Genomic DNA, 25,711 nt, shown 5'->3' with positions numbered 1-25,711 from the left:
TGGCCGCATCCGTCGGGATGCAACAAAGTGCATCTTTGGCGTCAAATCGCTCTTGCCTCGGAACGATACTGCCATTACCCATTTTTCGGCCTTGAACAGGCAGGGGGAGCTCTTTCACTGATGGCGACCGTGTTCGAACATCGGCGCGACACCGCGTGCGCCTGAAAGAGTTCTGATGCTGCTTGTCGTCGAACAGTTCCTGAACGGATTGCAGTTCGGCCTGCTCCTGTTCCTGCTCGCCGCCGGCCTGACGCTGGTGTTCGGGATCATGGATCTCGTCAACCTCGCGCACGGCTCGCTCTACATGATGGGCGCCTATTTCGCCGCGACCTTCGTGGCCTGGACCGGGAGCTTCCTGCTCGGTGCGCTGATGGCGCTCGGCGCGACGCTCGTGCTCGGCATCGTGCTCGAGATGACGGCGCTGCGGCATCTCTATGGGCGAGACCATCTCGACCACGTGCTCGCGACCTTCGGCCTGATCCTGTTCTTCAACGAAGCGGTGCGGCTGATCTGGGGCCCGGCGGGACTGGCGCTGCCGCTGCCGGCCTGGCTCACCGTGCCGGTGCCGATCCTGCCCGGCATCTATTATCCCGCCTATCGCCTCGCCATCATCGTGGTGGCGCTGCTGGTCGCGCTGCTGCTCTATCTCGGCGTGATGCGCACGCGCATCGGCATGCTGATCCGGGCCGGCGCCTCCAACCGCGAGATGATCGGCGCGCTCGGCATCAACATCAAGCTGCTCTACACGCTGGTGTTCGGTCTGGGGGCCGCGCTCGCCGGCCTTGCCGGCCTGATGCAGGCGCCGATCCTCACCGTGCAGATCGGCATGGGCGAGAACATCCTGATCCTCGCCTTCGTCATCATCGTGATCGGCGGCATCGGCTCGATCCGCGGCGCGTTCCTGGCCGCGATCTTCGTCGGCATGATCGACACGCTCGGCCGCGCCTTCCTGCCCAATCTGCTGCGGCAGGTCCTGAGCGGCGCCGCCGCCTCCACCGCCGCGCCCGCGCTGTCGTCCATGTTGATCTATCTCTTGATGGCGATCGTGCTGGTGGTGCGGCCGGAGGGGCTGTTTCCGGCCAGCCGTCGATGAAGACTTTCACTGTGAGCAAGGTCGTCACGGCCCTGATGCTGGCGGGCCTCGTGCTGCTGCCGCTGTATTCGCATCTGACCGGCAACATCTTCATCCTGACGCTGTTCACCCGCATCGTCATCCTGGCGCTGGCCGCCGCGAGCCTCAACCTCATCATGGGCTATGGCGGCATGACGAGCTTCGGCCACGCCGCCTATCTCGGCATCGGCGGCTACGCCGTCGGCATCCTGGCGCAGGAAGGCGTCGGAAGCGGCTTCATCCAGTTTCCGGTGGCACTGGCGGCGTCCGCGATTTACGCGCTGGTGATCGGCGCGCTCTCGCTCCGCACCCGCGGCGTCTATTTCATCATGATCACACTGGCCTTCGCGCAGATGGCCTATTACGTCGCCTCGGGGCTCGCGCGCTACGGCGGCGATGACGGCCTCACCGTCTACAAGCGCAGCGACTTCTCCGGGCTGGTCAATCTCGGCGACCGCGTGCAGTTCTACTATTTCTGCCTCGCCTGCCTGCTCGGCGTCGTCTTCCTGATCTGGCGCATCGTCAATTCGCGCTTCGGCCTCGTCGTGCAGGGCCTGCGCTCCAACGAGCAGCGCATGCAGGCGATCGGCTTTCCGGCAAAGCGCTATCAGCTCGTCTGCTTCGTCATCTCGGGCACGATGTGCGGCCTCGCCGGCGCGCTGCTCGCCAACAACACCGATTTCGTCAGCCCGGCCGTGATGTACTGGACCCGTTCCGGCGACCTCATGGTGATGGTGATCCTGGGCGGCATGGGCACGCTGTTCGGCCCGGTGATCGGCGCGGTGGTGTTCCTGCTGCTGGAGGAGTTCCTGTCGCAGATCACCGAATACTGGGCGCTGATCATGGGCCCGCTGTTGCTGCTGATCGTGCTGTTCGGCCGCGGCGGCATCATGGGGTCACTGGGAAGGTCTGGCCGTGGCTGAACCCTTGCTCCGCGTCGAAAAGCTGGTGCGCCGCTTCGGCGGCATCATCGCAACCGACAACGTCTCGCTCGACGTCGCGGCCGGCGAGCTGCATGCCATCATCGGCCCGAACGGCGCCGGCAAGACCACGCTGATCAGCCAGCTCACCGGGCATCTCGAGCCGCATTCCGGCAGCGTCTCGCTGGCCGGGCGCGACATCACTTATCTGCCGGCCTATCGCCGCTGTGCGCTTGGCCTTGCCCGCTCGTTCCAGATCACCTCGCTGCTGCTCGACTTCACGGCCGCCGACAATGTCGCGCTGGCGGCGCAGGCGCATGCCGGCACGTCGTTCCGCTTCTTCGCCAATGCGCGCAAGGAGAAGGGCCTGCGCGATGCCGCGCATGCCGCGCTCGACCGCGTCGGCCTTGCCGATCGCGCCGACGTCGTGGTGTCCAGGCTCAGCCATGGCGAGCGCCGCCAGATCGAGCTGGCGGTCGCGCTCGCGAGCAAGCCGAAGCTGCTGTTGCTGGACGAGCCGATGGCCGGTCTCGGCGTCACCGAGTCCCAGCGCATGGTGAAGCTGCTCCAGGAGCTGCGGAAGGAAGTTTCCATCGTGCTGGTCGAGCACGACATGCCGGCGGTGTTCGCACTCGCCGACCGCATCTCGGTGCTGGTCTATGGTCGCGTCATCGCCTCCGGCGACCCCGCCGCGATCCGCCAGAACGAGGACGTCAAGCGCGCCTATCTCGGCGATCAGCATGTGGTGACGCATCATGGCTGACACGCTGCTGGACGTCGACGGCATCGAGACCTGCTACGGCCTGTCCCAGGTGCTGTTCGGCCTGTCGCTGGCGATCAAGCCGGGCGAGATGGTCTCGCTGATGGGCCGCAACGGCATGGGCAAGACCACCACCATCCGCTCCATCATGGGCCTGACGCCGGCGCGTGCAGGCGCGATCCGTTTTGCGGGCGCCGAGGTGCGGCAGCTTCCCTCGTACCGGATCGCGAAACTCGGCGTTGGTCTCGTGCCTGAGGGACGCCAGATCTTCCCGAACCTCACCGTGCGCGAGAACCTGGTCGCGGCCGCCGCCGATCGCTTCGGCAGTCCCAATCCCTGGACGCTGGCCGCGATCTACGTGCTGTTTCCGCGCCTCGCCGAGCGCGCCGCCAACATGGGCAACCAGCTCTCCGGCGGCGAGCAGCAGATGCTCGCGATCGGCCGCGCGCTGATGACCAACCCGAAGCTGCTCATTTTGGATGAAGCGACCGAGGGCCTCGCGCCGCTGATCCGCGAAGAGATCTGGAACTGCCTGTCGCTGCTCAAGAGCCGGGGACAGTCGATCCTGGTCGTCGACAAGAACGTCGATCACCTCGCTCGTATCTGCGATCGCCACTACATCATCGAGCGCGGCAAGACGGTGTGGAGCGGCACCTCCGACGAGCTGATGGCCGAGCCGGATCTCCAGCATAAATATCTGGGAATCTGAAGCGGGCTTGGGCCCGTTCGCAGCATCGTTCGTGCCGATTTCGCCACGCCCGACTCTTCGAGCAAATCCAGATTCGAAATCCTCCAAACTGCGCGCCGAGGTCTTGAGCGCGCAGTGGCCAGCGGTCAAGGTCGCGCGCGTAAGCGGATGCGATGCGGGACTTTTACGATCAGATTGTTGGACGGCCTCAAGACGACATCATCGGTTCCGCACAGCGAGAGGCTTCGACAGCGGCCCAATGGCTGGATTTCCCGGGCTGCGTGTTCGTCAGAGGCGAGTTTCAGGCCGATGCCGACGGGCCTGTAATGGCGTTGCCGGGCCTGTTCATCTCGGTTGCGTTCGACGACGGTGCGGGCCGCGGCGTTCTGACGCGCGCAGCCGGCGGCGAAACGCAGATGACGGCAATTGCCGTGCGCGAAGCCACCGCTGTGGGGCGCTCTGTTCGACGTCATGGGCATTCCGCGATAGGCCTCGCGCTCCCAGAGGCCTCGATCGATGAACTTGGACTCGGGGACGCATTTCGGGCGCTGTTCGAGAGCAACGAGTCGGGCGCGACCGTCGTCTCCCTGAAGGCGTCGCCGCGCATCCAGGCTGTCGCAGCAGAAATGTTCTCGCCGCCGGTCGCCGGAAGCGCCGCGCAGCTGTTGCTGTCGGCCCATGCCGCCGAGATCGTCGTGCACGCCTTGTTCGGCGAACATGGCCGGATTTCGGTCGATCCGACTTCCGATCTCCAGAGGATGCGCCTGCAATCGGTCAAGGAGCGGATCGACGCCGACCTCGCCTATCCCTGGAGCATCGACGAGCTGGCGCGCAATGCCGGGCTGAGCCGCCGGTCCTTCAACCAGAAATTCCAGATGGCGTATGGCGAAAGCGCGATCGACTATTTGAGGGGCCAGCGGCTTGATGCCGCACGTGCCCTTCTGATTCATCAGCGCTTGTCGGTCACCGAGGCGGCCTATCGGGTCGGCTATGCCCACCCGGCAAATTTCGCCACGGCTTTCCGCAGACGCTTCGGCCATTCGCCGAGCCGCTGCCAGTAAACTCGAAAGCCTCAACGTGGAATCAAAGGTGATTTGCGCGCGCGCAAAGGCGGCAGGCGTCCGGATTTGGTTACTCCCCGGCTGTTCGAACATGGAACTCGGGGAAGATGATGAGGCGCAACGACGGGCAGACGCTCGGCTGGGAACGGATGATGAAGGCTGGCCTGGGCGTGGCTGGCTTGGGAGTGGTGCTGCACGTGGCGCCGTCCGCCGCACAGGTCGCCGGGACCAGTTCGGGGGCGACGGCGGGGACATTGCCTCCCGTCACGGTGGAAGCACCGAACCAGGCGCGTCCGCGCGCCCAGTCCGTTCAGCGCGCGTCACAGGCGCAGCGCGGCCGCGTCGCGGCGCAGCGCAATTCCGGGTCCACGCAAGCCAGCAACCCAGGCCTGCGCGAGCCCGGCGCCGCCAGCGGCAACACGTCCAGCGAGAACAGCTATGTTGCGAGCGGCAGTTCCGCGGGCACGAAGACCAACACGCCATTGCTCGAGACGCCGCAGTCGATCTCGGTCGTGACGCGCAAGGAGCTCAACGATCGCGCGGTGCAGACCCTGACCGAGGCAGTCGGCTATGAACCGGGCGTGCGCATCGATGCCTCCGGCTACGATCCGCGCTTCGATGCCATCTCGATCCGCGGCTTCGACATCACCTACAACGGCATCTATCTCGACGGCTTGCGTCTCGTCGGAGCCGGTCTCGGCGTGTTCAAGACCGAGCCCTATGGCGTCGACAGCATCGCCGTGGTCCGCGGGCCGAGCTCGGCACTCTATGGCCTCGGCTCGCCCGGCGGATTGATCGACCTCCAGAGCAAGCTGCCGACCAGCCAGCCGTTTCACGAGGTGCAGACGCTGTTCGGCGACCGCGATCGCGTTCAGGGCAATTTCGATCTTTCGGGGCCGGTCGACGCCAACGGTCAATTTTCCTATCGGTTGACCGGCGTGGTGCGCGACGCGGACGTGTTCGTGCCCGGCGGCAAGGACAATCGCGTCTACGTCGCTCCCGCCGTCACCTGGAAGCCGGATCAGTCGACGACCCTCACGCTTCTCGGCGCCTACCAGAAATCGAAGACGCCGGGCTCAATGTTCACCTATTCATCGGGCACCGGCACCACCACGGACATCTTCACCGGCAGTCCGTCCTACAATTCGCTCGATCAGGAGCAGGGCCGCGTCGGCTATTTGTTCGAGCACGCGTTCAACAACGCCGTGACCGTCCGCCAGAAATTCCGCTACGTCGATCTCGACGCGGTCACCCGCTATGTCGGCTTTCTCGGCGCGCCCGTGGGCAATGTCGTGTCGCGCTATACCGGCTATGTCCACGATACGCTGCAATCGGCCATCATGGACAACCAGGTGGAGGCCAAGCTGGCGACCGGGCCGGTGCAGCACACGCTCCTGGTCGGCACTGACTACACCGCGTCGAAGTTCACCGACAAGCAGGGGTTCGGCTTCGGTGTCTCCGATCTCAATCTGGCCGCGCCGGTCTACGCGCCCGAATCCATTCCCGATCCCACGATCTCGTCCTCGACGGCGCAGCGCCAGACCCAGTCCGGCGTCTATGTTCAGGACCAGGCCAGGCTCGATCACTGGATCCTGACGCTGAGCGGACGCAGCGACTGGGTCCGCACCACCGGTGAGGATCTGTTCGCGTTGACCCGGCAGCAGCAGTCCGATCAGGCCTATAGCGGGCGGGCCGGTCTGACCTATGTGTTCGATTCCGGCGTGGCGCCCTACGTCGCCTATTCGACGTCGTTCTTTCCCAATCTCGGCGTCGATCCCTCGGGCGCCTTCTTCAAGCCGACCACCGGCAAGCAGACCGAGATCGGCGTGAAGTATCAGCCGCCGGGGACGAGGAGCTTCATCACCGCGGCGGTGTTCGACCTGACCCAGGACGGCGGCCTGGTGACGACGGGGACGGGCGTCACGGTCCAGCGCGGCGAGATCCAAAGCCGCGGTTTCGAATTGCAGGGGCTCGCGAGCCTCGGCGGCGGTTTCGACATCACCTCGTCGTACACCTATCTCGACATGGTCACCAAGCAGGCCGGAGACAGCTCGCTGGTCGGCAAGTTTCCGTCAGGCAATCCTCCGCACACCGCAACGCTCTGGGGCAATTATGCCCTGCCGCTGGCCGGCCCGTTCGCGGGACTGAGCGTCGGTGGCGGCATGCGTTACATGTCCTGGAGCTACGGCGACGATGCGAACACCTTCAAGAACAGCTCGGTGACACTGGTCGACGCGGCGCTGAAATATGATTTTGGCCAGGCGGCAAAGGAGCTGAAGGGTCTTCAGTTCCAGGTCAACGCCAAGAACCTGTTCAATCTGCACTACACGACGTGCCAGGTCGGATATTGCTATCGCGGCGCGCCGCTGACCGTCATTGCAACGCTCGGCTATCGCTGGTGAATGTCTTCCCGAGGCGCGGGCTGGCCGAGCAGGCGGTCCGCGCCAATCACCAATAGATCCCGTGGCGGTCCAGCTCGCGGACCACGCGGGTCTCGATCGAAGGTGTGCGGCGCTTCGGCTTGACCGCGGCTTGGGCCGGTGCGGCTGGAGCCGTCGTGGCCGCAGGCGGCGTCGTCCCGTTGGGGGGTAGGGTTGCCGTCTGCGTCGTCGCCGGCTGTGCCGCTGCCGCCGGCTGCGCCGCGGCGCCGGCCGCTGGTGCGGCCGGTTGGTCGGTCGCCTGCTGGCTGGCGTTGGTCGCCGCAAGGCTCAGGCTCCGCGAGCCGGCATGGGCCTGGGTTGCGAGCAGCGCCACCGCGGCGATCAGGATCAGCTTGCGCATGGCCATTCCCGTTGACTGGTCAATTTGGCTTACCCAAATCGCACCTGCCGCTAGCGCGCCAGCCGGTGCGTGCCGATTTCAATCAGGGTGGTCCGGCAGGACAAGCGATAGATCAGGCTGAACAATTGACCCCACATGATCGAACTCCACTGTTGATCACATGCCCTCATCATGGAGGCGCCGTTTTTCAAGGGATTTTCGCGCCGTGAGCAAAGTGGTTTCGTGATCGTGCGCCGGCGTTTCGTCGGAACGGACCGCACGAAGTCTCCTCACGGGGGTGTGAGAGAGGGCGGTACGGAGGTGTGTGATGCGGATCGCCACGATGCCGATTGCAGGTGATTGTTATCAGAGGTAGTAGGATCGGAGTTTTCGCGGAAGATCATTGGGGGATGACCCGCGCCAGCATGATGTCAGGATCGGACGGGAAATCGCATCATCTGCGCTGGAGAGTGGCATTGTTGGCGCTCGTTGCGGTCCCTTTTCTCCCCGAACTGGTCATATTGCTGACCTCCCTGTTCGCCGGACTTTTGGGATGCCGTCCCAGCGGCGACACCGCCTGTCCCTTCGGACCGTCCGCCGCCGAAATCATTCGTCGCGCGCTGGAGGCGGCCTTCCTGGTCGGCTCTCGTTTCGGTGACGGGCTGGCAGCAATCTGGCTGGCATCGTGCTGCTGGCTGATCACGCTGGGATGGCGTCGGCTATGGAGCCGATTGCTGCTGGCATTTGCCGTCAGCCTGACCTGCGCATTCGTTCCCTATTTCGGCCCGATGCTCTCGATCAGCCATCTCGTCAATCCCAAATGCTCCCCGAACGAAGGCAGCGTCGGCGATTGCCTCGTCTATGGCGGTGACGTGGGCGACATCGCCCATGCGGTGGTTCGCCTGGGCTGGAGGATCCTCGAAGGTGCTCCGATCGCGATCGGCATCTTCGTCCTGTACCTGATCATCGCCACAGCCATCGAGCTGCGCGCGAGGAGGTCTGCGGCGCCCCGTCCGTTGCATTGAGGTCAGTGCCGACACCTTCCGCCGGCCGTCCCTCGTTATTGTCAAGAAGGGGCGGGTGTGGTCTCATGCATCCATAGATTGTTATTTATATGTTTGGAGATGTTGCGATGCGGCTCCGTTTTCCAGCATTGCCGATCATTCTCGTGAGCGCGGTCGCGTTCTGGCTTTCCGCCGTTCAGATTGCCGTTGCTCAATCCAATTCCAGCACTGATCCCGACATCCTGGCAGCCTATGTCTACAGATATGCCGACTACTACTTGCCGTATGCCATCCAGGCCTCCACGGCCTACAATCCGGTCGGCACCCTGAACGCCATGCGCGACGCAGGCCTCGGCGGGGAAGTCGATTACGCCGTGCAGAGTGCGATCCCCGCCTCGCAGGAGGACCTCAGAGGGCACGCCCGCAAGATATTCAAGCCATGGCGATATCAATTCGGGAGCGATGCCTATCTGGATTGCATCGAGTGGACCGATGCCTGCAAGGCGGCCTACGAGAAGCGCGGCTGGGATTTCGGCAGCGGTCCGACCTACCAGGTATGGGCGCGAACCCGTACCGCTGCGCGCGGCGCCTGCAGCGAAGTGAGCATTGCCTTTCGGGGCACGATGGGCCTGTCCGGCGGCGACTGGTTCTCGAATTTCAGCCGGTTCGGTTCGCCCTACGACGACTACTACAAGCAATTGCAGCGCAATATCGATACGATCATGAAGCAGATCCAAAGCCTGGATTGCTACAGGCGGGCTGGCAGGAAGCCGCAGATCGTTTCGACGGGGCATTCCCTTGGCGCCGGTCTGGCGCAGTTTGTCGCGCTCGCAACCAAGTCGCGGGGCCCTCGGATCGCCAAGGTGCTTGCATTCGATCCGTCTCCCGTGACTGGTGCACACCTCGTCAACAAAGCGCTTCTGGCCGAGAACGCCCAGGGTCTCGTCATCGATCGTGTCTATGAAAGCGGCGAAGTCCTGTCATATGCCCGCGCGGCCGTTCAGGAATATCCGCGGTCGAGCTCGCGCTGCAATCCGCAGGTGCGGACGGTCGAGGTCAAGGCGGCGCGAGGCTCGGCGGTTGGCTTGCACGGGATGGAGTTGCTTGCGACCAACCTTGCCGATCTCACATACAATGACGGCAATCCGCTGGGTTACCGCGCTCCGGCCACGCAGGTCGGCAATTGCGGCATTATCTATCGACCGGATTCCGACGAGGAGATGATCGCGCGCGACGGAAACCGGCGGTTCGGAGGGCTTGGCCCGGTCTACGCCCGACGTGCGGGCCGGCTCGTCGCCTCCTATCCGGTCAAACCCGCACGGCTTGGCGGAAACGCACGGTCCGGCTCGCACAAGCAGAATGGCGAGTCCAGAGCCGGCGTGACCACGAGCGTAGCCTCCAACGCTTTTGCTCTGGCGACTGGAAGCGCGTTCGGCTCTACGCCGCTGCCTCGCTAGTCGCGGGGCCGCTCGCCGCTCTCAGAACATCTCGAAATATTCGCGATGTTCCCAGTCGGTCACCTCGGCGAGGAAGCGGTCGATCTCGGCGTTCTTGATGTGGGTGTAGTAGTCGACGAACTCGGCGCCGAACTTCTCGCGGAAGAACGGGTCATCCTTCAGCGCGCTGACGGCATCGCGCAGCGATTTCGGCAGCAGCGGCGCCTGGGTCTCGTAGGGCGTGTCCGCGGACGGGCCGGGATCGAGCTTGCGGTCGACGCCGTCGAGGCCCGAGAGGATCTGCGAGGCCATGTAGAGATAGGGATTGGCGGCGGGCTCGCCGATGCGGTTCTCGAGGCGCGTTGAGGCGTCGCCCGCGCTGCCGAGCACGCGGATCATCACGCCGCGATTGTCGCGGCCCCAGATCGCGCGGTCCGGCGCCAGCGAATAGGAGCGGTAGCGCTTGTAGCCGTTGATGGTCGGCGTGGTGAACACGGTGGAGGCGCGGGCGTGGTCGAGCAGGCCGGCGAGATAGGCGCGGCCGAACGCGCTGAGCGGCTCGCCGCCGTCTTTCGCCATGAACAGGTTCTCAGCCGTAGCACGCGAGACGACCGACTGGTGCAGGTGCCAGCCGCTCGCGAACACGTTCGGCAGTTTCGGCCGGCACATGAAGCTGGCGTGATAGCCGTGCCGGCGCGCGATCTGCTTCACGGCCGAGCGGAACAGCACCATGTTGTCGGCGGGCTCGAGCCCCTTCCTCGGTGCGAAGGTGAATTCGCACTGGCTCGGCCCGAACTCGACCTCGACCGAACGCAAGGGCAGTCCGAGCGCGACGATGTCACGGCGCAGGATCTCCAGCACCGGCTCCATCTGATCGAAGCGTTGCTCGGTGAGATATTGATAGCCGTGGCTGAGCAGGCTCACCGACGGCGGCGTACCGGGCTGTCCCGCGTCTTCCGCGCGCATGTGCGGGTCGTCGAGCCTGAAGATGTGGAATTCGACCTCTAGTCCCGCCACGAAGTCATGGCCGCGGCCGGCAAGCTCGTCGAGCACCCTGCGATAGAGCCCGCGCGTTGCGAACGGCACCGGCCGGCCGTCGTTGAAATGGAGATCGCACAGCACCCAGCCGGTGGCCGGCGCCCATGGCAGCACGCGGAACGTGGTGGGATCGGCGACCATCAGCACGTCGGCCGCGCCTTCCATCTCCTTCATGCCGAAGCCGCCGCCCGACGTGAACACCGGGAACACCGTGCGGTGGGAGGTGTCCTTGGCGAGCATGGTGGTGGTGATGGAGCAGCCGCTTTCGAGCGAAGCGAGAGCTTCGGCGGCGATGATGGTCTTGCCGCGCAGGATGCCGTGCTGGTCGGGGAAGGCGAGGCGGATGACCTCGAGGTTCCTTTCCTCGACGATGCGCCGCATGCGCGCCGCCGCGTCCTTCTGCTCATCCGACCACAACGCATGACGCGCGACGAAAGTCACTTTGCTGCTCCTTGCTACCCTGTCATTCCGGGGCTCGCGACGCGAGAACCCGGAATCTCGAGGTTCCGGGTTCGATGCTATCGCATCGCCCGGAACGACGGTGCCTCAAAATCACTCCGCTGCCGTCAGCCGGTGCACGTTGTCGGCGATGTCCTTCGGCACCGGCGCGGTCCAGGGTGCGCCGCGGCGGCGCTTGACGTCGACTTCCATCCAATAGGTTTCCCAGCCACGCGTCGGGCCGATGCCGTCCATGGTCGCCGGTCCCTGGATCGAGCGCGCATTGGCCTCGTCCAGGAACAGCATCGGCTTCTCGCCGCCAGAGACCTTCTCGATCTCCTGCCGCAGCAGGCGGCGGTACTGCACGATCGCCTTGTCGCTCTGGCCGAGGTGCTCCTTGGTCCGATCCTGGATCGCGCCCATCGATTCCACCGCCCACTGGTCGTGGACGTTGATGTCGGTGCCCATGCCGGTATAGGTCGCGGTCTGCTGCTCGTGCGGATCGAAGCCGTAATCGTTGCTGCTGTTCTTGCGCGATTTGTAGTCCGGCAGCTCATAAAGCTCGAGCCGCTGGTCGCGCATCTTCTGCCTGTCGACCGGGTTCGTGTAGCTGGTGAAGATCGCGTACCAGTAGCAGTTCTCGTCGTCGACCGGCACGTGCCACTGCGTGATCGTCATCTCCGTGCTCATGGGGATGACGAAGCCGTGCGGGAAGAGCTGGTTGGTGACGCGCACATGCGTGCGCTCCTCGTCGATCTCACGCAGCGCGATCAGCCGCAGGCCGTATTCGGTGTGCTCGACATTGATGATCGGGCGGTCGTATTCGCGCAGGATCTTCGTCATCGGCAGATCCGAGCCTGCGGAGGCGCCGCGGAACTGCTTGCCATAGGCCGTGGAAGTGTCCTCGTCCTCGAAGAAGCGATGCAGATAGGAGGCGTGTGCCGGATCGATGCCGACTTCGAGCGCTTGCAGCCAGTTACAGGCCATGTGGCCCTTGAAGGCGAACGTATGGGTGCCCGGAGCCACGAAGCAGTCGAGCTCCGGAAAGGCCGGCGGGGCGCCCTCGCCAAGATACGCCCAGAGGATGCCGCTCTTTTCGACCACGGGATAGGAGCGCTGGCGGATGTTCTGGCAGAGCTTTGAGTCCTTCGGCTCGGCCGGCGTCTCGATGCACTGTCCGGTGGCGTCGAACAGCCAGCCGTGGAAGGCGCAGCGCAGCCCGCCATGTTCGAGCCGGCCGAAGGCGAGGTCGGCGCCGCGGTGCGCGCAGTGGCGGTCGATCAGGCCGTAGCGCCCAGTCTCGTCGCGGAACAGCACCAGGTTCTCGCCGAGCAGTTTGACGGGACGGATCGGCCGCGCGCCCGCCAGCTCATCCACCAGCGCCGCCGGCTGCCAATAGCTTCGCATCAGCTTGCCGCAGGGGTCCTTCGGACCGGTGCGGGTGATCAGGTCGTTCTGCTCCTGGCTCATCATGGCGAGTGCATCCTTTGTGGAATGGCGTTTGTTCGCCTATTGAACGAATGGGCGAATTATGACATGCCTTGGGTCGGCAGCAAGCACTATTTTGCAGGATTGTCCCGTCACCATGCCCAAGCTGAAACGGAGCGAGAGCGACGAGCGCGCGACGGATTTCGTCGAGAGCCTCGACCGCGGCCTGCGGCTGCTGCAATGTTTTGGCGCGACGCCGGGCCCGATGACGCTGAGCGATCTCGCCCGCGCCGCCGATCTTCCGCGCGCCACGGCGCGGCGCATCCTGTTCACGCTGCAACACGGCGGCTTCGTCGCCAGCGACGGAAAGCTGTTCACGCTGACGCCGCATGTGCTGACGCTGGCGGCGTCCTATTTGCGCTCCAGCCAGCTCGTCGCGGTGCTTCAGCCCGTGCTCGACCGCGTCGCGACGGCAGCGCAGGAAATCTCCTCGCTCGCCGTGCTTGACGGCGACGACGTCGTGTTCGTCGCCCGCGGCGGACCGTCACGCGTGTTTTCCGGCGGGCTGGAAATCGGCTACCGCCTGCCCGCCTTCTGCACCTCGGTTGGCCGCGCCATGCTCGGTCGGCTCGACGATGCCGAACTAGCTGCGCGCCTGAAGACGATGAAGCGGGACGCGCTGACGCCGCAGACGATGACCGATCCCAAGGCGCTGGCCGCGCGCATCACGGCCGATCGCGCGCAGGGCTATTCGCTGGTCGATCGCGAGGCGGAGCCGCATTTCCGCTCGATCTCGGTTCCCGTCCGCCGTTACGACGGCGTGATCGTCGCCGCCATCAACATGGGCGCCCATGTCGACCGCGTGCCGGTTCGGGAGCTGCTCGACCGCTTCCTGCCACTGCTGCGTGAGGGCGCGGAAGCGGTGCGTTCGCAATTGCTGTAGCGGTGTTGCCGGTAGGGAAAGTGTCGCAGACCCCGGATGTCGCTTCGCTCATCCGGGCTACGGGCCTATAATCGGCTCCAAACAAGACCAAGGGAGCACGCCATGCAACACACCATGGTCCCCAGTGATCGCGTCGAGCACGTCACCGTCTACGGGCGTGACGGCACCAAGCTCGGCACGATCGAGCGATTGATGCTCGACAAGGTGAGCGGAACGGTCGCCTACGCCGTGATCAAGACCGGACGGCTGCTCGGCACCCATCACCATTATCCCGTGCAGTGGAGCTTGCTGAAATATGATCCGGGACGTCAGGCCTTCCAGGTCGATCTGACGCCGGAGCAATTGAGCAGCGGCCCCTGCGAAGCCGATGGCGATGAATTCGACTGGGGCGACCGCTCGCGGCCGTACCAGCATCCGCATTACTGGTCGATCTAAGTCGTGCGGTAGTCTTTGTAGCCCGGATGGAGCGCAGCGAAATCCGGGATCTCACGGCAGGCGAGACCTTCCCGGATTGCGCTACGCTCCATCCGGGCTACGGGCCACTATCTGTTGCGCATCCAGTCGGCGAGGCCGGACAGCGCGCGATCGAGGTCCTGTCGCGCAGCGGCGTTGCTCACCGTTTCCTCCAGCGCACCGCGCATGCAAATCATCCAGGCGTCGCGCTCGGCATCACCGATGGCAAAGCCGATATGCCGCTGGCGCAGCCGCGGATGGCCCTTCTCGACGGAGTAGAGTCGCGGGCCGCCGGTCCATTCGGTGAGATAGCGCTTCAGCACGTCCCCGATTTGCGCGAGGTCGGCTGCATGCATGGCGCGGATGATCTTCGCCTCCGGCAGCGTATCCATGCGCTCGTAGAAGCGATCGACGAGGCGATCGATCGTGGCACTGCCGCCGATCCGCTCGAATATGGAGACTGCGACGTCGCTATCGGTCATCGCTACAGCGCCACGCTGCGCAGCCCGAAGCTGCGAGCCTCGTTCTGCAGCACCGGCCTTACCGCGTCGATGAGACGCGCGGCCGCGGCATCGACGCTGAGGCCCGCCGTATCCACCACCGCCGTCGCGCGCGAATACAGCGGCTCGCGGCTCAGCAGGATGTTGCGCAGCTCCGCCATAGCGGAGCGGTCATCGGCCATCGGGCGCAGATCGCCCTGACGGCGGACACGGGCCATGTGCTCTTCCGGCTCGGCCTTCAGCCAGATCGTGTAGAACGACGACAGGATCTGGTCGAAGGTCAAAGGCTCCGAGACGATGCCGCCGCCGGTCGCCAGCACCATCAGCTCGTTGCGGGCGAGCAGCTGTTGCAGCGCCGCCTGCTCCATGCGGCGAAAGCCTTCCTGGCCGTAGAGCGCGATGATCTCGGCGACCGAGAGCCCGTTCTGCTGCTCGACCTCCTTGTTGAGCTCGACGAAACTCCAGCCGACCTTCTTGGCCAGCATGCGGCCGAGCGTGGATTTGCCGGCGCCGCGCAGGCCGATCAGCGCGATGCCGCAGAATGGCGCACGCCGCGGCGCGGAGGCGCTGCCGCCGGCGAGCAGATCTTTTGCCTGCGCGATTTGCGCTGGTGTGGCCTTGCGCAAGAGATCGCGAAACATCTGCCAGTCCGGCGTCGGGTCCGGCGAGGGGAGCAGATCTTCGAGATGCGCGCCCATCGCGTCGGAGACGCGGCGCAGCAGCACGATGGAGACATTGCCCTTGCCGCTCTCGAGCTGCGCGATGTAGCGCTCCGAAATTCCTGATACCTTGGCGAGCACCTTGCGCGACATGCCGCGCAGCGCGCGCATGGTGCGCACGCGCTGGCCGAGTTGTTCGAGAAATCGGGATTCGGCGTCGGGACTGTCGGTCATGGACTGCAGATCATGGGCCTTCTTTAGCTAATGCCCTGCGGCGCGTTTTAATGAAACATAGTGCCTGATGGCATTGACAGCAAGCCGCCGCAGTGTCTTTCTATGAATTATAATTCTAAATTCTGGGGAGACGTCCGTGAGCGAGGGATCCTACAACGCGGTGACCTGGCTGCTCGACCGTAACGTTGAGGAGGGGCGCGGCAACAAGCTCGTCTTCAACGACACCGTCTCGCGGCTCACCTATGGCGAGCTCCAGCGCGAGACGCGGCGCGCCGCCAACATGCTGCGCCGACTCGGCGTCCGCCGCGAGGAGCGCGTGGCGATGATCATGCTGGATACGGTCGACTTCCCGATCGTATTCCTCGGCGCGATCCGCGCCGGCATCGTGCCGGTGCCGCTCAACACGCTGCTGACCGCGGACCAGTACGCCTACATCCTCGCCGACTGCCGCGCGCGCGTGCTGTTCGTGTCCGAGGCGCTCTATCCCGTCATCAAGGACGTCGTCGGCCGCATGCCCGATCTCGAGCATGTCGTGGTGTCCGGTGCCAAGCAGAATGGCCACAAGCAACTCGCCGAAGAGATCGCCGGCGAGAGCGAGCAGTTCACCAACGCCGCGACGCATCCCGACGAGCCGGCGTTCTGGCTCTATTCGTCGGGCTCGACCGGCATGCCCAAGGGTGTGCGTCATCTGCATTCGAACTTGCAGGCGACCGCCGACACTTATGCGAAGCAGGTGCTCGGCATTCGCGAGAACGACGTCTGCCTCTCCGCGGCAAAGCTGTTCTTCGCCTATGGTCTCGGCAATGCACTGACCTTCCCGATGTCGGTCGGCGCCACCGTCGTGCTGAACAGCGAGCGCCCGACGCCGGCGCGCATGTTCGACCTGATGAATCGCTACAATCCGTCGATCTTCTACGGCGTGCCGACGCTGTTCGCGGCGATGCTCAACGACGAGACGATGAAGAGCGAGCGCGGCGGCAAGTCCTTGCGCATCTGCACTTCGGCCGGCGAGGCGCTCCCGGAATCCGTCGGCAACAGCTGGAAATCGCGCTTCGGTGTCGACATTCTCGATGGCGTCGGCTCGACCGAGCTGTTGCACATCTTCCTGTCGAACGCGCCCGGCGACATCAAATACGGCTCCTCCGGCAAGCCGGTGCCGGGCTATGCGGTGCGGCTCGTCAACGAGGCCGGTCAGGACGTCGCCGACGGCGAGGTCGGCGAGCTGCTGGTCGATGCGCCCTCGGCCGGCGAGGGCTACTGGAACCAGCGCCACAAGAGCCGCCGCACCTTCGAGGGCCCGTGGACCCGCACCGGTGACAAATATATCCGCGACGCCGAGGGCCGTTACACCTTCTGCGGCCGCGCCGACGACATGTTCAAGGTCTCCGGCATCTGGGTCTCGCCGTTCGAGGTCGAGAGCGCGCTGATCACCCACCCCGCCGTGCTCGAAGCCGCCGTCGTGCCCGAGGCCGATCCGGAAGGCTTGCTGAAGCCGAAAGCCTTCGTCGTGCTGCGCCCCGGAGCGACAACGACGGACTTGCAGGAGATGCTGAAGGAGCACGTCAAGCAGAAGATCGGCCCCTGGAAATATCCGCGCTGGATCGACGTGGTGGACTCCTTGCCGAAGACGGCGACGGGAAAGATTCAGCGGTTCAAGTTGCGGGAAGGGGCGAATTAGTCGCTCGTCATTCCGGGGCGCGCGAAGCGCGAACCCGGAATCTCGAGCCGCAAAGACAATCTCGAGATTCCGGATCAGCTCGCGCTGCGAGCTGTCCGGAATGACGGAATGAACGGGAACACAGCATGACCAACCTCACTCCCACCGGATTCCTAACCATCGGCGACGCCCGGCTCGAATACAAATGGCTCGCGCCGCCAAACCCGGACGCACCCACCATCGTCATGCTGCACGAAGGGCTCGGCTCGGTCGGGCAGTGGGGCGATTTTCCGGAAAGACTTCGAGAGGCGACCTCTGCCGGCGTCTTCGTCTATTCGCGCGCGGGCTACGGGCAGTCGAGCAAGGTCGCGCTGCCGCGGCCGCTCGACTACATGCAGCGCGAGGCGCTGGACGTGCTGCCGAAGGTCCTCGATGCGATCGGCTTCAAGCGCGGCCTCCTGCTCGGCCATTCCGACGGCGCCTCGATCGCGACGATCTATGCCGGCACACATCAGGATCATCGCCTCGGCGGCCTCGTGCTGATCGCGCCGCATTTCATCGTCGAGGACATCTCGGTGACATCCATCGCCGCGATCAAGACGGCCTTCGAGACCACGGACCTGAAGACAAAACTCGCGCGCTGGCACAAGGATGTCGACAACGCCTTCTACGGCTGGAACGGCGCCTGGCTCGATCCGGAATTCCGCGACTGGGACATTTCCGAATATCTCGCCTATATCCGCGTTCCCATCATGGTCGTGCAGGGCGAGGGTGACCAATATGGGACGCTGCGCCAGGTCGAAATTGCGCAGGAAGAGTGCTACTGTCCGGTAGATTTGAAGGTTATTTCAGACGCGGGCCATTCCCCGCATCGTGAAGCGCCGGGGGCGACGCTTGACGCGATTGAGCAATTTGCAAAAGCGGCCCTGCGCGACGATCAGGGACTCGGGGTACGCGCCGCATGATGTTGCGGAGGCACACCTTCAATGAGTGTGCCTTCGAACGCGAGCGGGCCGTTGCCGTGGCCGCGATGGGCTTATGTGCCGGGCGAGGCCGGCGCGGTCGATGCCGACTCCAAGACGCTCGACATGGCCAAGGCGCAGGTACCCTCGGCCTTTCGCGGCCATGTCCCGGCGCGCCATCCGGCGCTGCGCTACGGATTCGCGCTCAACGATCGCGGCTATTTCTGGGAATCGCAGGAGGTGCTGGAGGCGGTGTGGGCCGCCGCTCCGCAGGGCGGCCGCGAGCGCATTCTGCTGCGCGCCTGCATCCACATCGCCAACGCGAATCTGCGGCTGCGCATGCAGCGCTCGCACTCGGCCGCGCGGCTGTTCGGCGATGCGCTGGGCGAGCTGCGGGCGCTGAGCGCGCGCAAGGTGGTTGTTGGCGGCGATGGTCTTGTCGAGAGCTTCCCGGTCGCCGCCCTGACGGCGCTGCTCCAGGCAAAGCTCGACCGTCCCCAGCTCTCCAAGGCGGATTGGATCGCCCTCGGGGCGACCGTGCGATCCCAGCCGTCCGCATGAAACAAAGTGCATGCGTCGACGGTTAAGGGCTAGACGCATTCCAAAAGATGCACTATTGTGCATCTAACGCTACGGCGATAATGCATAAACAAGCTTAGGGGTGACCCATGGCCGGGGAAGATCGGCGCCTCGCAGGTGGCGCGACATTCATCGATTTCCAGACCGAACCGTCCCGCTACCGGCACTGGAAGCTCGCGGTCGACGGTGACGTCGCGACGCTGACTATGGACGTCGACGAGAATGGCGGTCTGTTCGAGGGCTACCAGCTCAAGCTCAATTCCTACGATCTCGGCGTCGACATCGAGCTTGCGGATGCGATCCAGCGCCTGCGCTTCGAGCATCCGGACGTGAAGGTCGTGGTGATGCGGTCGGCCAAGAACCGCGTGTTCTGCGCCGGTGCCAACATCCGCATGCTCGCGGGCTCGACCCATGCTCACAAGGTCAATTTCTGCAAGTTCACCAACGAGACCCGCAACGGCATGGAGGACTCCTCGGAGAATTCCGGCCAGCGCTTCATCACCGTAGTCAACGGCTCGGCCGCCGGGGGCGGCTACGAGCTCGCGCTCGCGACCGATCACATCATCCTCGCCGATGACGGCTCGTCCGCCGTGGCCTTGCCCGAGGTGCCGCTGCTCGCGGTGTTGCCCGGCACCGGCGGGTTGACGCGCGTCGTCGACAAGCGAAAAGTGCGCCGCGACCACGCCGATTTCTTCTGCACGATCGAGGAAGGCGTGAAGGGCAAGCGCGCCGTGCAGTGGCGCCTCGTCGACGAGATCGCGCCGAACTCGAAGCTGGAAGGCAAGATCGCCGAGCGCGCCAAGGAGTTCGCAGCCGCCTCGAAGCGCAAGGGCAGCGGCAAGGGCATCGCGCTGACACAGCTCAAGCGCGTCATCGACGAGACCAGCATCCGCTACGGCTTCGTCACGGTCGATATCGATCGCACCGCGCGCATCGCCACCATCTCGATCAAGGCGCCGGAGGCCGCGCCGCCCGCGGACATTGACGGCATGATCGCGCAGGGCGCCACATTCTGGCCGCTCCAGGTCGCGCGCGAGATCGACGATGCCATCCTGCATCTGCGCATCAATGAGCTCGAGATCGCGATGCTGGTGTTCAAGAGCCATGGCGACCGCGCCCATGTGCTCGCCAGCGACGCCTTCCTCGAAGCCAACAAGGCGCACTGGCTGGTCAACGAGATCAGGCACTACTGGAAGCGTGTCCTCAAGCGCATCGACGTCACCTCGCGCACACTGGTGACGCTGGTCGAGCCGGGCTCCTGCTTTGCCGGCACGCTCGCCGAGCTCGTCTTCGCCGCCGACCGCTCCTACATGCTGATCGGCACGCGCCAGGGCGACAACCGTCCGCCGCCGTCGATCGAGTTGTCGGCGATGAATTTCGGCCCCTATCCGATGAGCCATGGCCTGACACGGCTGGAATCGCGCTTCCAGGCCGATCCGTCCGACGTGGAGCGCGCGGAAGCCACGCTGGGCACCGCGCTCGATGCCGAGCAGGCCGAGGAGCTCGGCCTCGTCACCTTCGCGCTCGACGACATCGACTGGGACGACGAGGTCCGCGTCTTCCTCGAGGAACGCGCCAGCTTCTCGCCGGACAGCCTCACCGGCATGGAGGCGAGCCTGCGCTTCGTCGGTCCCGAGACGATGGAATCAAAAATCTTCGCGCGCCTCACCGCCTGGCAGAACTGGATCTTCCAGCGCCCGAACGCGGTCGGCGAGGAAGGCGCGCTGCGCCGCTACGGCAGCGGGCAGAAGCCGAAATTCGATATGACGCGAGTCTAGCGAGTAGGGAGTGGCGAATAGCGAATAGGGGAATTCCATTCGCTACTCGCCATTCGCTATTCGCCCCTTCAAACGAGTCAGTCCCCCATGGGAGATCCACCATGAACATGAACATCATGAACGTCGACTACTCGACCAAGATTCCGAACAACGTGAATCTCGCCGAAGACCGCCAGGTGCTGAAGGCGCTGGAGGGCTGGCATCCCGGCTACATGGACTGGTGGAGCGACATGGGGCCGGAGGGTTTCCAGGAGTCGCTGGTCTATCTGCGCACCGCTTACTCCGTCGATCCGCGCGGCTGGGCCAAGTTCGACTACGTCCGCATGCCCGAATATCGCTGGGGCATCCTGCTGGCGCCGCAGGAAGAAAATCGCGTCGTGCCGTTTGGCGAGCATTATGGCGAGCCGGCCTGGCAGGAAGTCCCGGGCGAACATCGCGCCATGCTGCGCCGCCTGATCGTGATCCAGGGCGACACCGAGCCCGCCTCGGTCGAGCAGCAGCGCCATCTCGGTAAGACCGCGCCCTCGCTCTACGACATGCGCAACCTGTTCCAGGTCAATGTCGAGGAAGGCCGCCATCTCTGGGCAATGGTCTATCTGCTCCAGAAATACTTCGGTCGCGACGGCCGCGAGGAAGCCGATGATCTCTTGCGCCGCCGCTCCGGCGATGCGGACGCCCCGCGCATGCTCGGTGCCTTCAACGAAGCGACGCCGGACTGGCTGTCGTTCTTCATGTTCACCTACTTCACCGACCGCGACGGCAAGATGCAGCTGCACAGCCTCGCGCAGTCGGGCTTCGATCCCTTGTCGCGCACCTGCCGCTTCATGCTGACGGAGGAAGCGCACCACATGTTCGTCGGCGAGACCGGCATCACCCGCGTCGTGCAGCGCACCTGCGATGCGATGCGCGAGGCCGGCATCACCGATCCGACCGACATCGCCAAGGTTCGCGCGCTCGGCGTGATCGACCTGCCGACCATCCAGAAGAAGCTGAACCTGCACTACACGCTGTCGCTCGATCTTTTCGGCTCGGAGGTCTCGACCAACGCGGCCAACGCCTTCAACGCCGGCATCAAGGGCCGCTATCACGAGACCCAGATCGAGGACGATCATCAGCTCAAGAACGCCACCTATCCGGTGCTGAAGTTCATCAACGGCGAGATCAAGCTGGTGGACGAGCCGGCACTGACCGCGCTCAACATGCGCCTGCGCGACGATTACAGCCAGGACTGCGTCAAGGGCATGCTGCGCTGGAACAAGGTGATCTCGACCGCCGGCTACGACTTCAAGCTGACGCTGCCCAACGTCGCCTTCCACCGTCACATCGGCGAGTTCAAGGATATCCATGCCACGCCCGACGGCATCCTGATCGACGAGGCCACCTGGGCCAAGCGCAAGGACGAGTGGCTGCCGTCGACGAGCGACGGCGACTTCATCACCTCCCTGATGCAGCCCGTCACCGAAACCGGCAAGTTCGCCTCCTGGATCTCGCCGCCGAAGGTCGGCATCGACAACAAGCCCGGCGATTTCGAGTACGTGAAGATCGAGTCGTAAAGGAATTGGCGAGTAGTGAATGGCGAGTAGCGAATAGAGCAAGAAGCACTTTTCGCCATTGGCTACTCGCTATTCGCCCTACTCGCTATCCCACCCGCTCCCCTTGATCCCCGGGTTCGCGTAGACGATGCCGCCATCGACCGCGATGGTCGCGCCCACCACGTAATCCCCGGCGCGCGAGGCCAGGTAGATCGCGGCGCCCGCCATGTCCTCGTCGGTGCCGATGCGGCCCGCCGGCACGCGGGTTGCGACCTCGTCGCCATGGTCGCGCGCAGCGCGGTTCATGTCGGACTGGAACGGGCCCGGCGCGATCGCGGTGACCACGACATGGTCGGAGATCAGCTTCACCGCCATGCGGCGCGTCAGATGGATCAGCCCGGCCTTGCTGGCGGCATAGGAATAGGTCTCCATCGGATTGACGAAGATGCCGTCGATCGAGGCGATGTTGATCACCTTCGCCGGCCGCTCCGCGCTTGCGGCCGCGCGCAGCGGCGCGGCGAGCGCCTTGGTCAGGAAGAACGGCGCCTTCACATTCAGATTCATCACCTTGTCCCAGCCGCTCTCCGGAAATTCGTCGAACTCCGCGCCCCAGGCCGCGCCCGCATTGTTGACGAGGATGTCGAGCTTCGGCTCGCGCTTCGTGAACTCGGTTGCGAGCAGCTCAGCGCCGGCAACCGTCGAGATGTCGATCGGCAGCGCGATGCATTCGCCGTCATATTGCGCGGTGAGCTCGCTCGCGGTGGCCTCGCACGGCCCCGCCTTGCGCGCGGTGATGTAGACCTTCGCCGCGCCAGCGCTCAAAAATCCCGCCGCAATCATCTTGCCGATGCCGCGCGAGCCGCCGGTCACGAGCGCAACGCGGCCCTTGAGCGAAAACAGATCGTTGAACATGGTGCCTCCCTTGGTTGGCGTTCGTTGTGGGCGGGGAGGGGTGGCGAGTCAAGGAATGCGCCAAGTGTGGCGCGCCAGCGGTCCAACCCACTCGGTGTCGTCCCCGCGAAGGCGGGGACCCATAACCACAGGAAGAAGTTTGACGAAGACTCGTCGTTCGGTACGTCTACCGATACCGATCGATAGATTCCGCGGTATGGGTCCCCGCGTTCGCGGGGACGACAGCTGAGAATGCGGCCTAAGCCGCCGCGATCCGGCGAAAGCCGTTCCACATCGCGGTCGCAGCGCCCGAGGTCAGCACCGGCAGGATACGCGTGTCCTGATAGTTGCCATTGAGCGAGACGCGCGGCAGCGCGGTCATGTGGACGGCGTTCTCGGCGAACAGCATGCCGGGCCGCGTCGTCACGGCGGTCTTGAAGCCGGCAGACGCAGCCAGCGCGAATTCGCGCTCGCCTGCCGCCTCGCGATCGCCATAGGGATAGGCAAAGTGCTGCACCGTGCGCCCCAGCGCCTGCTCGATCCGCGCGCGGCTCACCGCCATTTCCTGCGCGGCGATCGCCTCGCTCTGCTTGGCGAGATTGCAATGGCTGATGGAGTGCGCGCCGATCGTGACCAGCGGATCGGCGGCCAGCCGCCTCACCTCATCCCAGGACAGGCAGAGGCCGCGGCACAGTGCGGCGATGTCGACGTCATATTGGGCGCAGAGCGCTTCGATCTCGCGCTTGAGGTCGTGCTCGCCCGGCAGCGTGCGCAGCCAGTCGTGCAGGCGGTCGAACGCCGCCTGCTTGGCTGCGGGCGTCGTCGCATCGAGCCGCAGCGCGGCATTGCCGATCTGCACGTCGACCTGCTCCGCCTTGGCGACCACGGCTTCCAGCGCGGTCCACCACAGGCGTCCGATACCCTCGGCGAAATCGCTGGCGACGTAGACGGCCAGAGGCGCGTCAAATTCGCGCAGCACCGGCAGCGCAAATTCCAGATTGTCGCGATAGCCGTCGTCGAGCGTAAAGGCGGCGAAGCGGCGGGCGAACCGGCCCTGCACGAGCCGCTCATGCAATTCGTCCATGCTGACGATGTCGATGTCGCGCGAGCGCAAATGGCTCAGCGTCGCGTGCAGGAAATCGGGGGTGACTTCGAGATGCCGGTTCGGTTGGAACGCGGCCTCGCGCGCCGGCCGGACGTGATGCAGCATGAAAATGGCGCCGACGCCCGACAATAGCGGGCGCAGCAAATGGTGTGCTCCAGTGAAATAGAGCGCGCCCAGCCCAGCGCGAATGACGTTGTTACGGAGTTGTTTCATTGCAGGCTGGCGGACCCCCGGGCATTCCGCCCTCAACTTAGGGTGGGACCCTTGAAGAAAAAGTTATTCCAATTGTCCACGGAGCGCCTTCGGAAGGGCGCCATTTCCGGTTTGACAGCCTGCCAAGGGTTTGTTTTGTCTCCGGTTCCAGAGTTCGGGTCGTCGAATGCAGAAGCTTTTCAGGTGGGCCAGCAAATGGTGGCCGGGGCTGATCCCCCTGGCCGTCATGTGGGGATTTGCGGCCTGGAATAATACCTTGCCGGTCGAGGCGGACCTTTCCGCCCGCAGCTCGGCTGCCCTCAAGGACACCGTCCTGGACAAGACCCGGATCGCGGTCGAGGGCCGCGACGTCCGCCTGGCCGCGGATGCCTTCTCCGAGGAGGGGCGCCGGGACGCGGTGATGGCGGTCGAGACCGTCCCCGGCGTGCGCCTGGTCGACGATCGGACCCGCCTCGTTGCCGACGCCCAACCCTTCGTCTGGAATGCCGAACGTGACGTGGTGCGGGTCACCTTGTCGGGCTCGGCGCCGTTGCCTTCGATGAAGGCACGGCTGACCGAGGCGGCACGCAAGGAAGTCAATGGGGTCGAGGTCGCCGATCAGATGACCCTGGCACGCGGTGCGCCGCCACGGTTCGAGGCGGCCGCGATGCTGCTGCTCGACCAGATCGGCAAGCTCAAGGACGGCAAGATCACGATCACGGACACCAAGGTCAGTCTGTCGGGCATGGCGCGTGAGCTCGGCGGCCGCGAAGCGATCGTGGCCGCGCTGAAGAACCTGCCCGAGGGCTTTTCCGTCGCCGCCAACGACGTCAAGGCGCCGCCCTACATCTTCCAGGCCTACAAGGATCCGGTCGCCGCGACCGTGACGCTGACCGGCTATGTTCCCGACAGCAATGTCCATTCCACCATCGCCACCAGCGCGTCGCGAAAATTCTTCGGCGAGAAGGTCGTCGACAATCTCAAGGCCAGCATCGGTGCCCCCGGCTCCTTCAACGCCGCCGTGGTCGCAGCCCTCGGCGCGCTGTCGCGGTTGTCGACCGGAACGCTCGTCGTCTCCGACCGCGAGGTGAAGCTGTCGGGCGATGCGCTGTACGAAGGTGCCGCCAACGACATCCGCGCAGGGCTCGGCAAGGACTTTCCAAAGAACTGGCAATACAAGCCGGAGATCACGGTGAAACCCGCGGCAGGCCCTGTCGACGGCACCGTGTGCCAGCAATTGTTCTCCGAGCTTCTGACCAAGGGCAAGATCCGCTTTGCGGCGAAGCGCGCCGACATCGATCCGGACTCCGCGGGTATTCTCGATCATCTGATCGAAACGGCGTTGCGGTGCCCCTCGACCAATATCGAAATTGCCGGGCACACCGATGCTGACGGCGAGGACTCGTCCAACCAGGCGCTCTCGGAGAAGCGCGCGCAGGCGGTGATCGACTATCTGGTCAAGGCCGGCCTGCCCGCCAGCCGCTTCACGGCGGTGGGCTATGGCAGCACGCAGCCCGTCGCCGGCAACGACACCGACGACGGCAAGGCGCAGAACCGCCGCATCGAATTTCTGGTGAGGTGA

Annotated in this window: 23 protein-coding genes; 16 read left to right on the top strand and 7 right to left on the bottom strand. The window is 64.8% G+C overall.

All coding sequences use genetic code 11. The features are described from left to right. The first annotated feature begins 175 nt into the window (after positions 1–175). The 6 genes from GPL20_RS17890 (at position 176) to GPL20_RS17865 (ending at position 6,942) form a co-directional block, all read left to right on the top strand. On the top strand, positions 176–1,093 hold the full coding sequence (locus tag GPL20_RS17890) for a branched-chain amino acid ABC transporter permease (RefSeq protein ID WP_157330821.1): 918 nt from the start codon (positions 176–178) through the stop codon (positions 1,091–1,093). Continuing rightward, complete coding sequence (locus tag GPL20_RS17885; protein ID WP_157330820.1) at positions 1,090–2,034, top strand: branched-chain amino acid ABC transporter permease; 945 nt, start codon at positions 1,090–1,092, stop codon at positions 2,032–2,034. The genes GPL20_RS17890 and GPL20_RS17885 overlap by 4 nt, the downstream gene beginning before the upstream one ends. Further along, the gene (locus GPL20_RS17880) at positions 2,027–2,794 is read left to right on the top strand and encodes an ABC transporter ATP-binding protein (protein ID WP_254125725.1); all 768 of its coding nucleotides are present in this window, start codon (positions 2,027–2,029) and stop codon (positions 2,792–2,794) included. Before GPL20_RS17885 ends, GPL20_RS17880 begins: the two co-directional genes overlap by 8 nt. Next, the gene (locus GPL20_RS17875; protein ID WP_157330819.1) at positions 2,787–3,500 is read left to right on the top strand and encodes an ABC transporter ATP-binding protein; all 714 of its coding nucleotides are present in this window, start codon (positions 2,787–2,789) and stop codon (positions 3,498–3,500) included. The genes GPL20_RS17880 and GPL20_RS17875 overlap by 8 nt, the downstream gene beginning before the upstream one ends. A 260-nt stretch (positions 3,501–3,760) precedes the next feature. Continuing rightward, a complete protein-coding gene (locus tag GPL20_RS17870; RefSeq protein WP_254125727.1) occupies positions 3,761–4,540 on the top strand; it encodes a helix-turn-helix transcriptional regulator in 780 nt (259 codons plus the stop codon). Positions 4,541–4,647: 107 nt separating this feature from the next. Continuing rightward, positions 4,648–6,942, top strand: a complete 2,295-nt coding sequence (locus GPL20_RS17865; RefSeq protein WP_246250645.1) for a TonB-dependent siderophore receptor — start codon at positions 4,648–4,650, stop codon at positions 6,940–6,942. Between the two features lie 46 nt (positions 6,943–6,988). On the opposite strand, the gene GPL20_RS17860 is transcribed toward GPL20_RS17865, so the two are convergent. Then, a complete protein-coding gene (locus tag GPL20_RS17860; protein ID WP_157330817.1) occupies positions 6,989–7,321 on the bottom strand; it encodes a hypothetical protein in 333 nt (110 codons plus the stop codon). A 389-nt stretch (positions 7,322–7,710) separates the two neighbouring features. On the opposite strand from GPL20_RS17860, the gene GPL20_RS17855 reads away from it, so the two are divergent. Continuing rightward, complete coding sequence (locus GPL20_RS17855; RefSeq protein WP_157330816.1) at positions 7,711–8,325, top strand: hypothetical protein; 615 nt, start codon at positions 7,711–7,713, stop codon at positions 8,323–8,325. Between the two features lie 107 nt (positions 8,326–8,432). Continuing rightward, positions 8,433–9,761 carry a lipase family protein gene (locus tag GPL20_RS17850; RefSeq protein ID WP_157330815.1) on the top strand — a complete coding sequence of 443 codons (1,329 nt, stop codon included), beginning with the start codon at positions 8,433–8,435 and terminating at the stop codon, positions 9,759–9,761. 21 nt (positions 9,762–9,782) lie between these two features. On the opposite strand, the gene GPL20_RS17845 is transcribed toward GPL20_RS17850, so the two are convergent. Together GPL20_RS17845 and GPL20_RS17840 are read right to left on the bottom strand one after the other, a co-directional pair. After that, a complete protein-coding gene (locus GPL20_RS17845) occupies positions 9,783–11,219 on the bottom strand; it encodes a glutamine synthetase family protein (RefSeq protein WP_254125729.1) in 1,437 nt (478 codons plus the stop codon). Positions 11,220–11,330: 111 nt separating this feature from the next. After that, positions 11,331–12,689 carry an aromatic ring-hydroxylating dioxygenase subunit alpha gene (locus GPL20_RS17840; RefSeq protein WP_157330814.1) on the bottom strand — a complete coding sequence of 453 codons (1,359 nt, stop codon included), beginning with the start codon at positions 12,687–12,689 and terminating at the stop codon, positions 11,331–11,333. A gap of 112 nt (positions 12,690–12,801) precedes the next feature. Between GPL20_RS17840 and GPL20_RS17835 the strand changes: the two genes are divergently transcribed. Together GPL20_RS17835 and GPL20_RS17830 are read left to right on the top strand one after the other, a co-directional pair. Further along, positions 12,802–13,587 carry an IclR family transcriptional regulator domain-containing protein gene (locus tag GPL20_RS17835; protein WP_157330813.1) on the top strand — a complete coding sequence of 262 codons (786 nt, stop codon included), beginning with the start codon at positions 12,802–12,804 and terminating at the stop codon, positions 13,585–13,587. Between the two features lie 102 nt (positions 13,588–13,689). Beyond that, positions 13,690–14,022 (top strand): PRC-barrel domain-containing protein, encoded by a 333-nt coding sequence (locus tag GPL20_RS17830; RefSeq protein ID WP_157330812.1) that lies wholly within the window; start codon positions 13,690–13,692, stop codon positions 14,020–14,022. A gap of 107 nt (positions 14,023–14,129) precedes the next feature. Here the strand turns inward: GPL20_RS17830 and GPL20_RS17825 are convergent, their stop codons facing one another. Continuing rightward, positions 14,130–14,522, bottom strand: a complete 393-nt coding sequence (locus GPL20_RS17825) for a group II truncated hemoglobin (protein WP_157330811.1) — start codon at positions 14,520–14,522, stop codon at positions 14,130–14,132. Positions 14,523–14,524: 2 nt separating this feature from the next. After that, positions 14,525–15,442 (bottom strand): helix-turn-helix transcriptional regulator, encoded by a 918-nt coding sequence (locus GPL20_RS17820; RefSeq protein ID WP_256557436.1) that lies wholly within the window; start codon positions 15,440–15,442, stop codon positions 14,525–14,527. Positions 15,443–15,569: 127 nt separating this feature from the next. Between GPL20_RS17820 and GPL20_RS17815 the strand changes: the two genes are divergently transcribed. The 5 genes from GPL20_RS17815 to boxB all read left to right on the top strand — a co-directional run bounded on the left by GPL20_RS17815 (position 15,570) and on the right by boxB (position 21,962). Next, positions 15,570–17,111, top strand: coding sequence for a benzoate-CoA ligase family protein (locus GPL20_RS17815; RefSeq protein ID WP_254125731.1), 1,542 nt, complete (start codon positions 15,570–15,572; stop codon positions 17,109–17,111). A 125-nt stretch (positions 17,112–17,236) separates the two neighbouring features. Then, a complete protein-coding gene (locus GPL20_RS17810) occupies positions 17,237–18,055 on the top strand; it encodes an alpha/beta fold hydrolase (RefSeq protein WP_157330809.1) in 819 nt (272 codons plus the stop codon). 21 nt (positions 18,056–18,076) lie between these two features. Further along, complete coding sequence (locus GPL20_RS17805; protein WP_157330808.1) at positions 18,077–18,613, top strand: DUF309 domain-containing protein; 537 nt, start codon at positions 18,077–18,079, stop codon at positions 18,611–18,613. Positions 18,614–18,720: 107 nt separating this feature from the next. Next, positions 18,721–20,409 (top strand): 2,3-epoxybenzoyl-CoA dihydrolase, encoded by a 1,689-nt coding sequence (gene boxC, locus GPL20_RS17800; protein WP_157330807.1) that lies wholly within the window; start codon positions 18,721–18,723, stop codon positions 20,407–20,409. A 101-nt stretch (positions 20,410–20,510) separates the two neighbouring features. Beyond that, positions 20,511–21,962, top strand: coding sequence for a benzoyl-CoA 2,3-epoxidase subunit BoxB (boxB, locus tag GPL20_RS17795; RefSeq protein ID WP_145642220.1), 1,452 nt, complete (start codon positions 20,511–20,513; stop codon positions 21,960–21,962). A 78-nt stretch (positions 21,963–22,040) separates the two neighbouring features. Here boxB and GPL20_RS17790 read toward each other — a convergent pair whose 3' ends face one another. Continuing rightward, positions 22,041–22,853 (bottom strand): SDR family oxidoreductase, encoded by an 813-nt coding sequence (locus GPL20_RS17790; protein ID WP_157330806.1) that lies wholly within the window; start codon positions 22,851–22,853, stop codon positions 22,041–22,043. 238 nt (positions 22,854–23,091) lie between these two features. After that, positions 23,092–24,150 carry a polysaccharide deacetylase family protein gene (locus tag GPL20_RS17785; protein ID WP_157330805.1) on the bottom strand — a complete coding sequence of 353 codons (1,059 nt, stop codon included), beginning with the start codon at positions 24,148–24,150 and terminating at the stop codon, positions 23,092–23,094. 166 nt (positions 24,151–24,316) lie between these two features. On the opposite strand from GPL20_RS17785, the gene GPL20_RS17780 reads away from it, so the two are divergent. After that, positions 24,317–25,711, top strand: a complete 1,395-nt coding sequence (locus tag GPL20_RS17780; protein ID WP_157330804.1) for an OmpA family protein — start codon at positions 24,317–24,319, stop codon at positions 25,709–25,711.

This window comes from Bradyrhizobium cajani, assembly GCF_009759665.1.
Taxonomy (GTDB): Bacteria; Pseudomonadota; Alphaproteobacteria; order Rhizobiales; family Xanthobacteraceae; genus Bradyrhizobium; species Bradyrhizobium cajani.
This window is presented reverse-complemented; position numbering and strand designations above follow the sequence as displayed.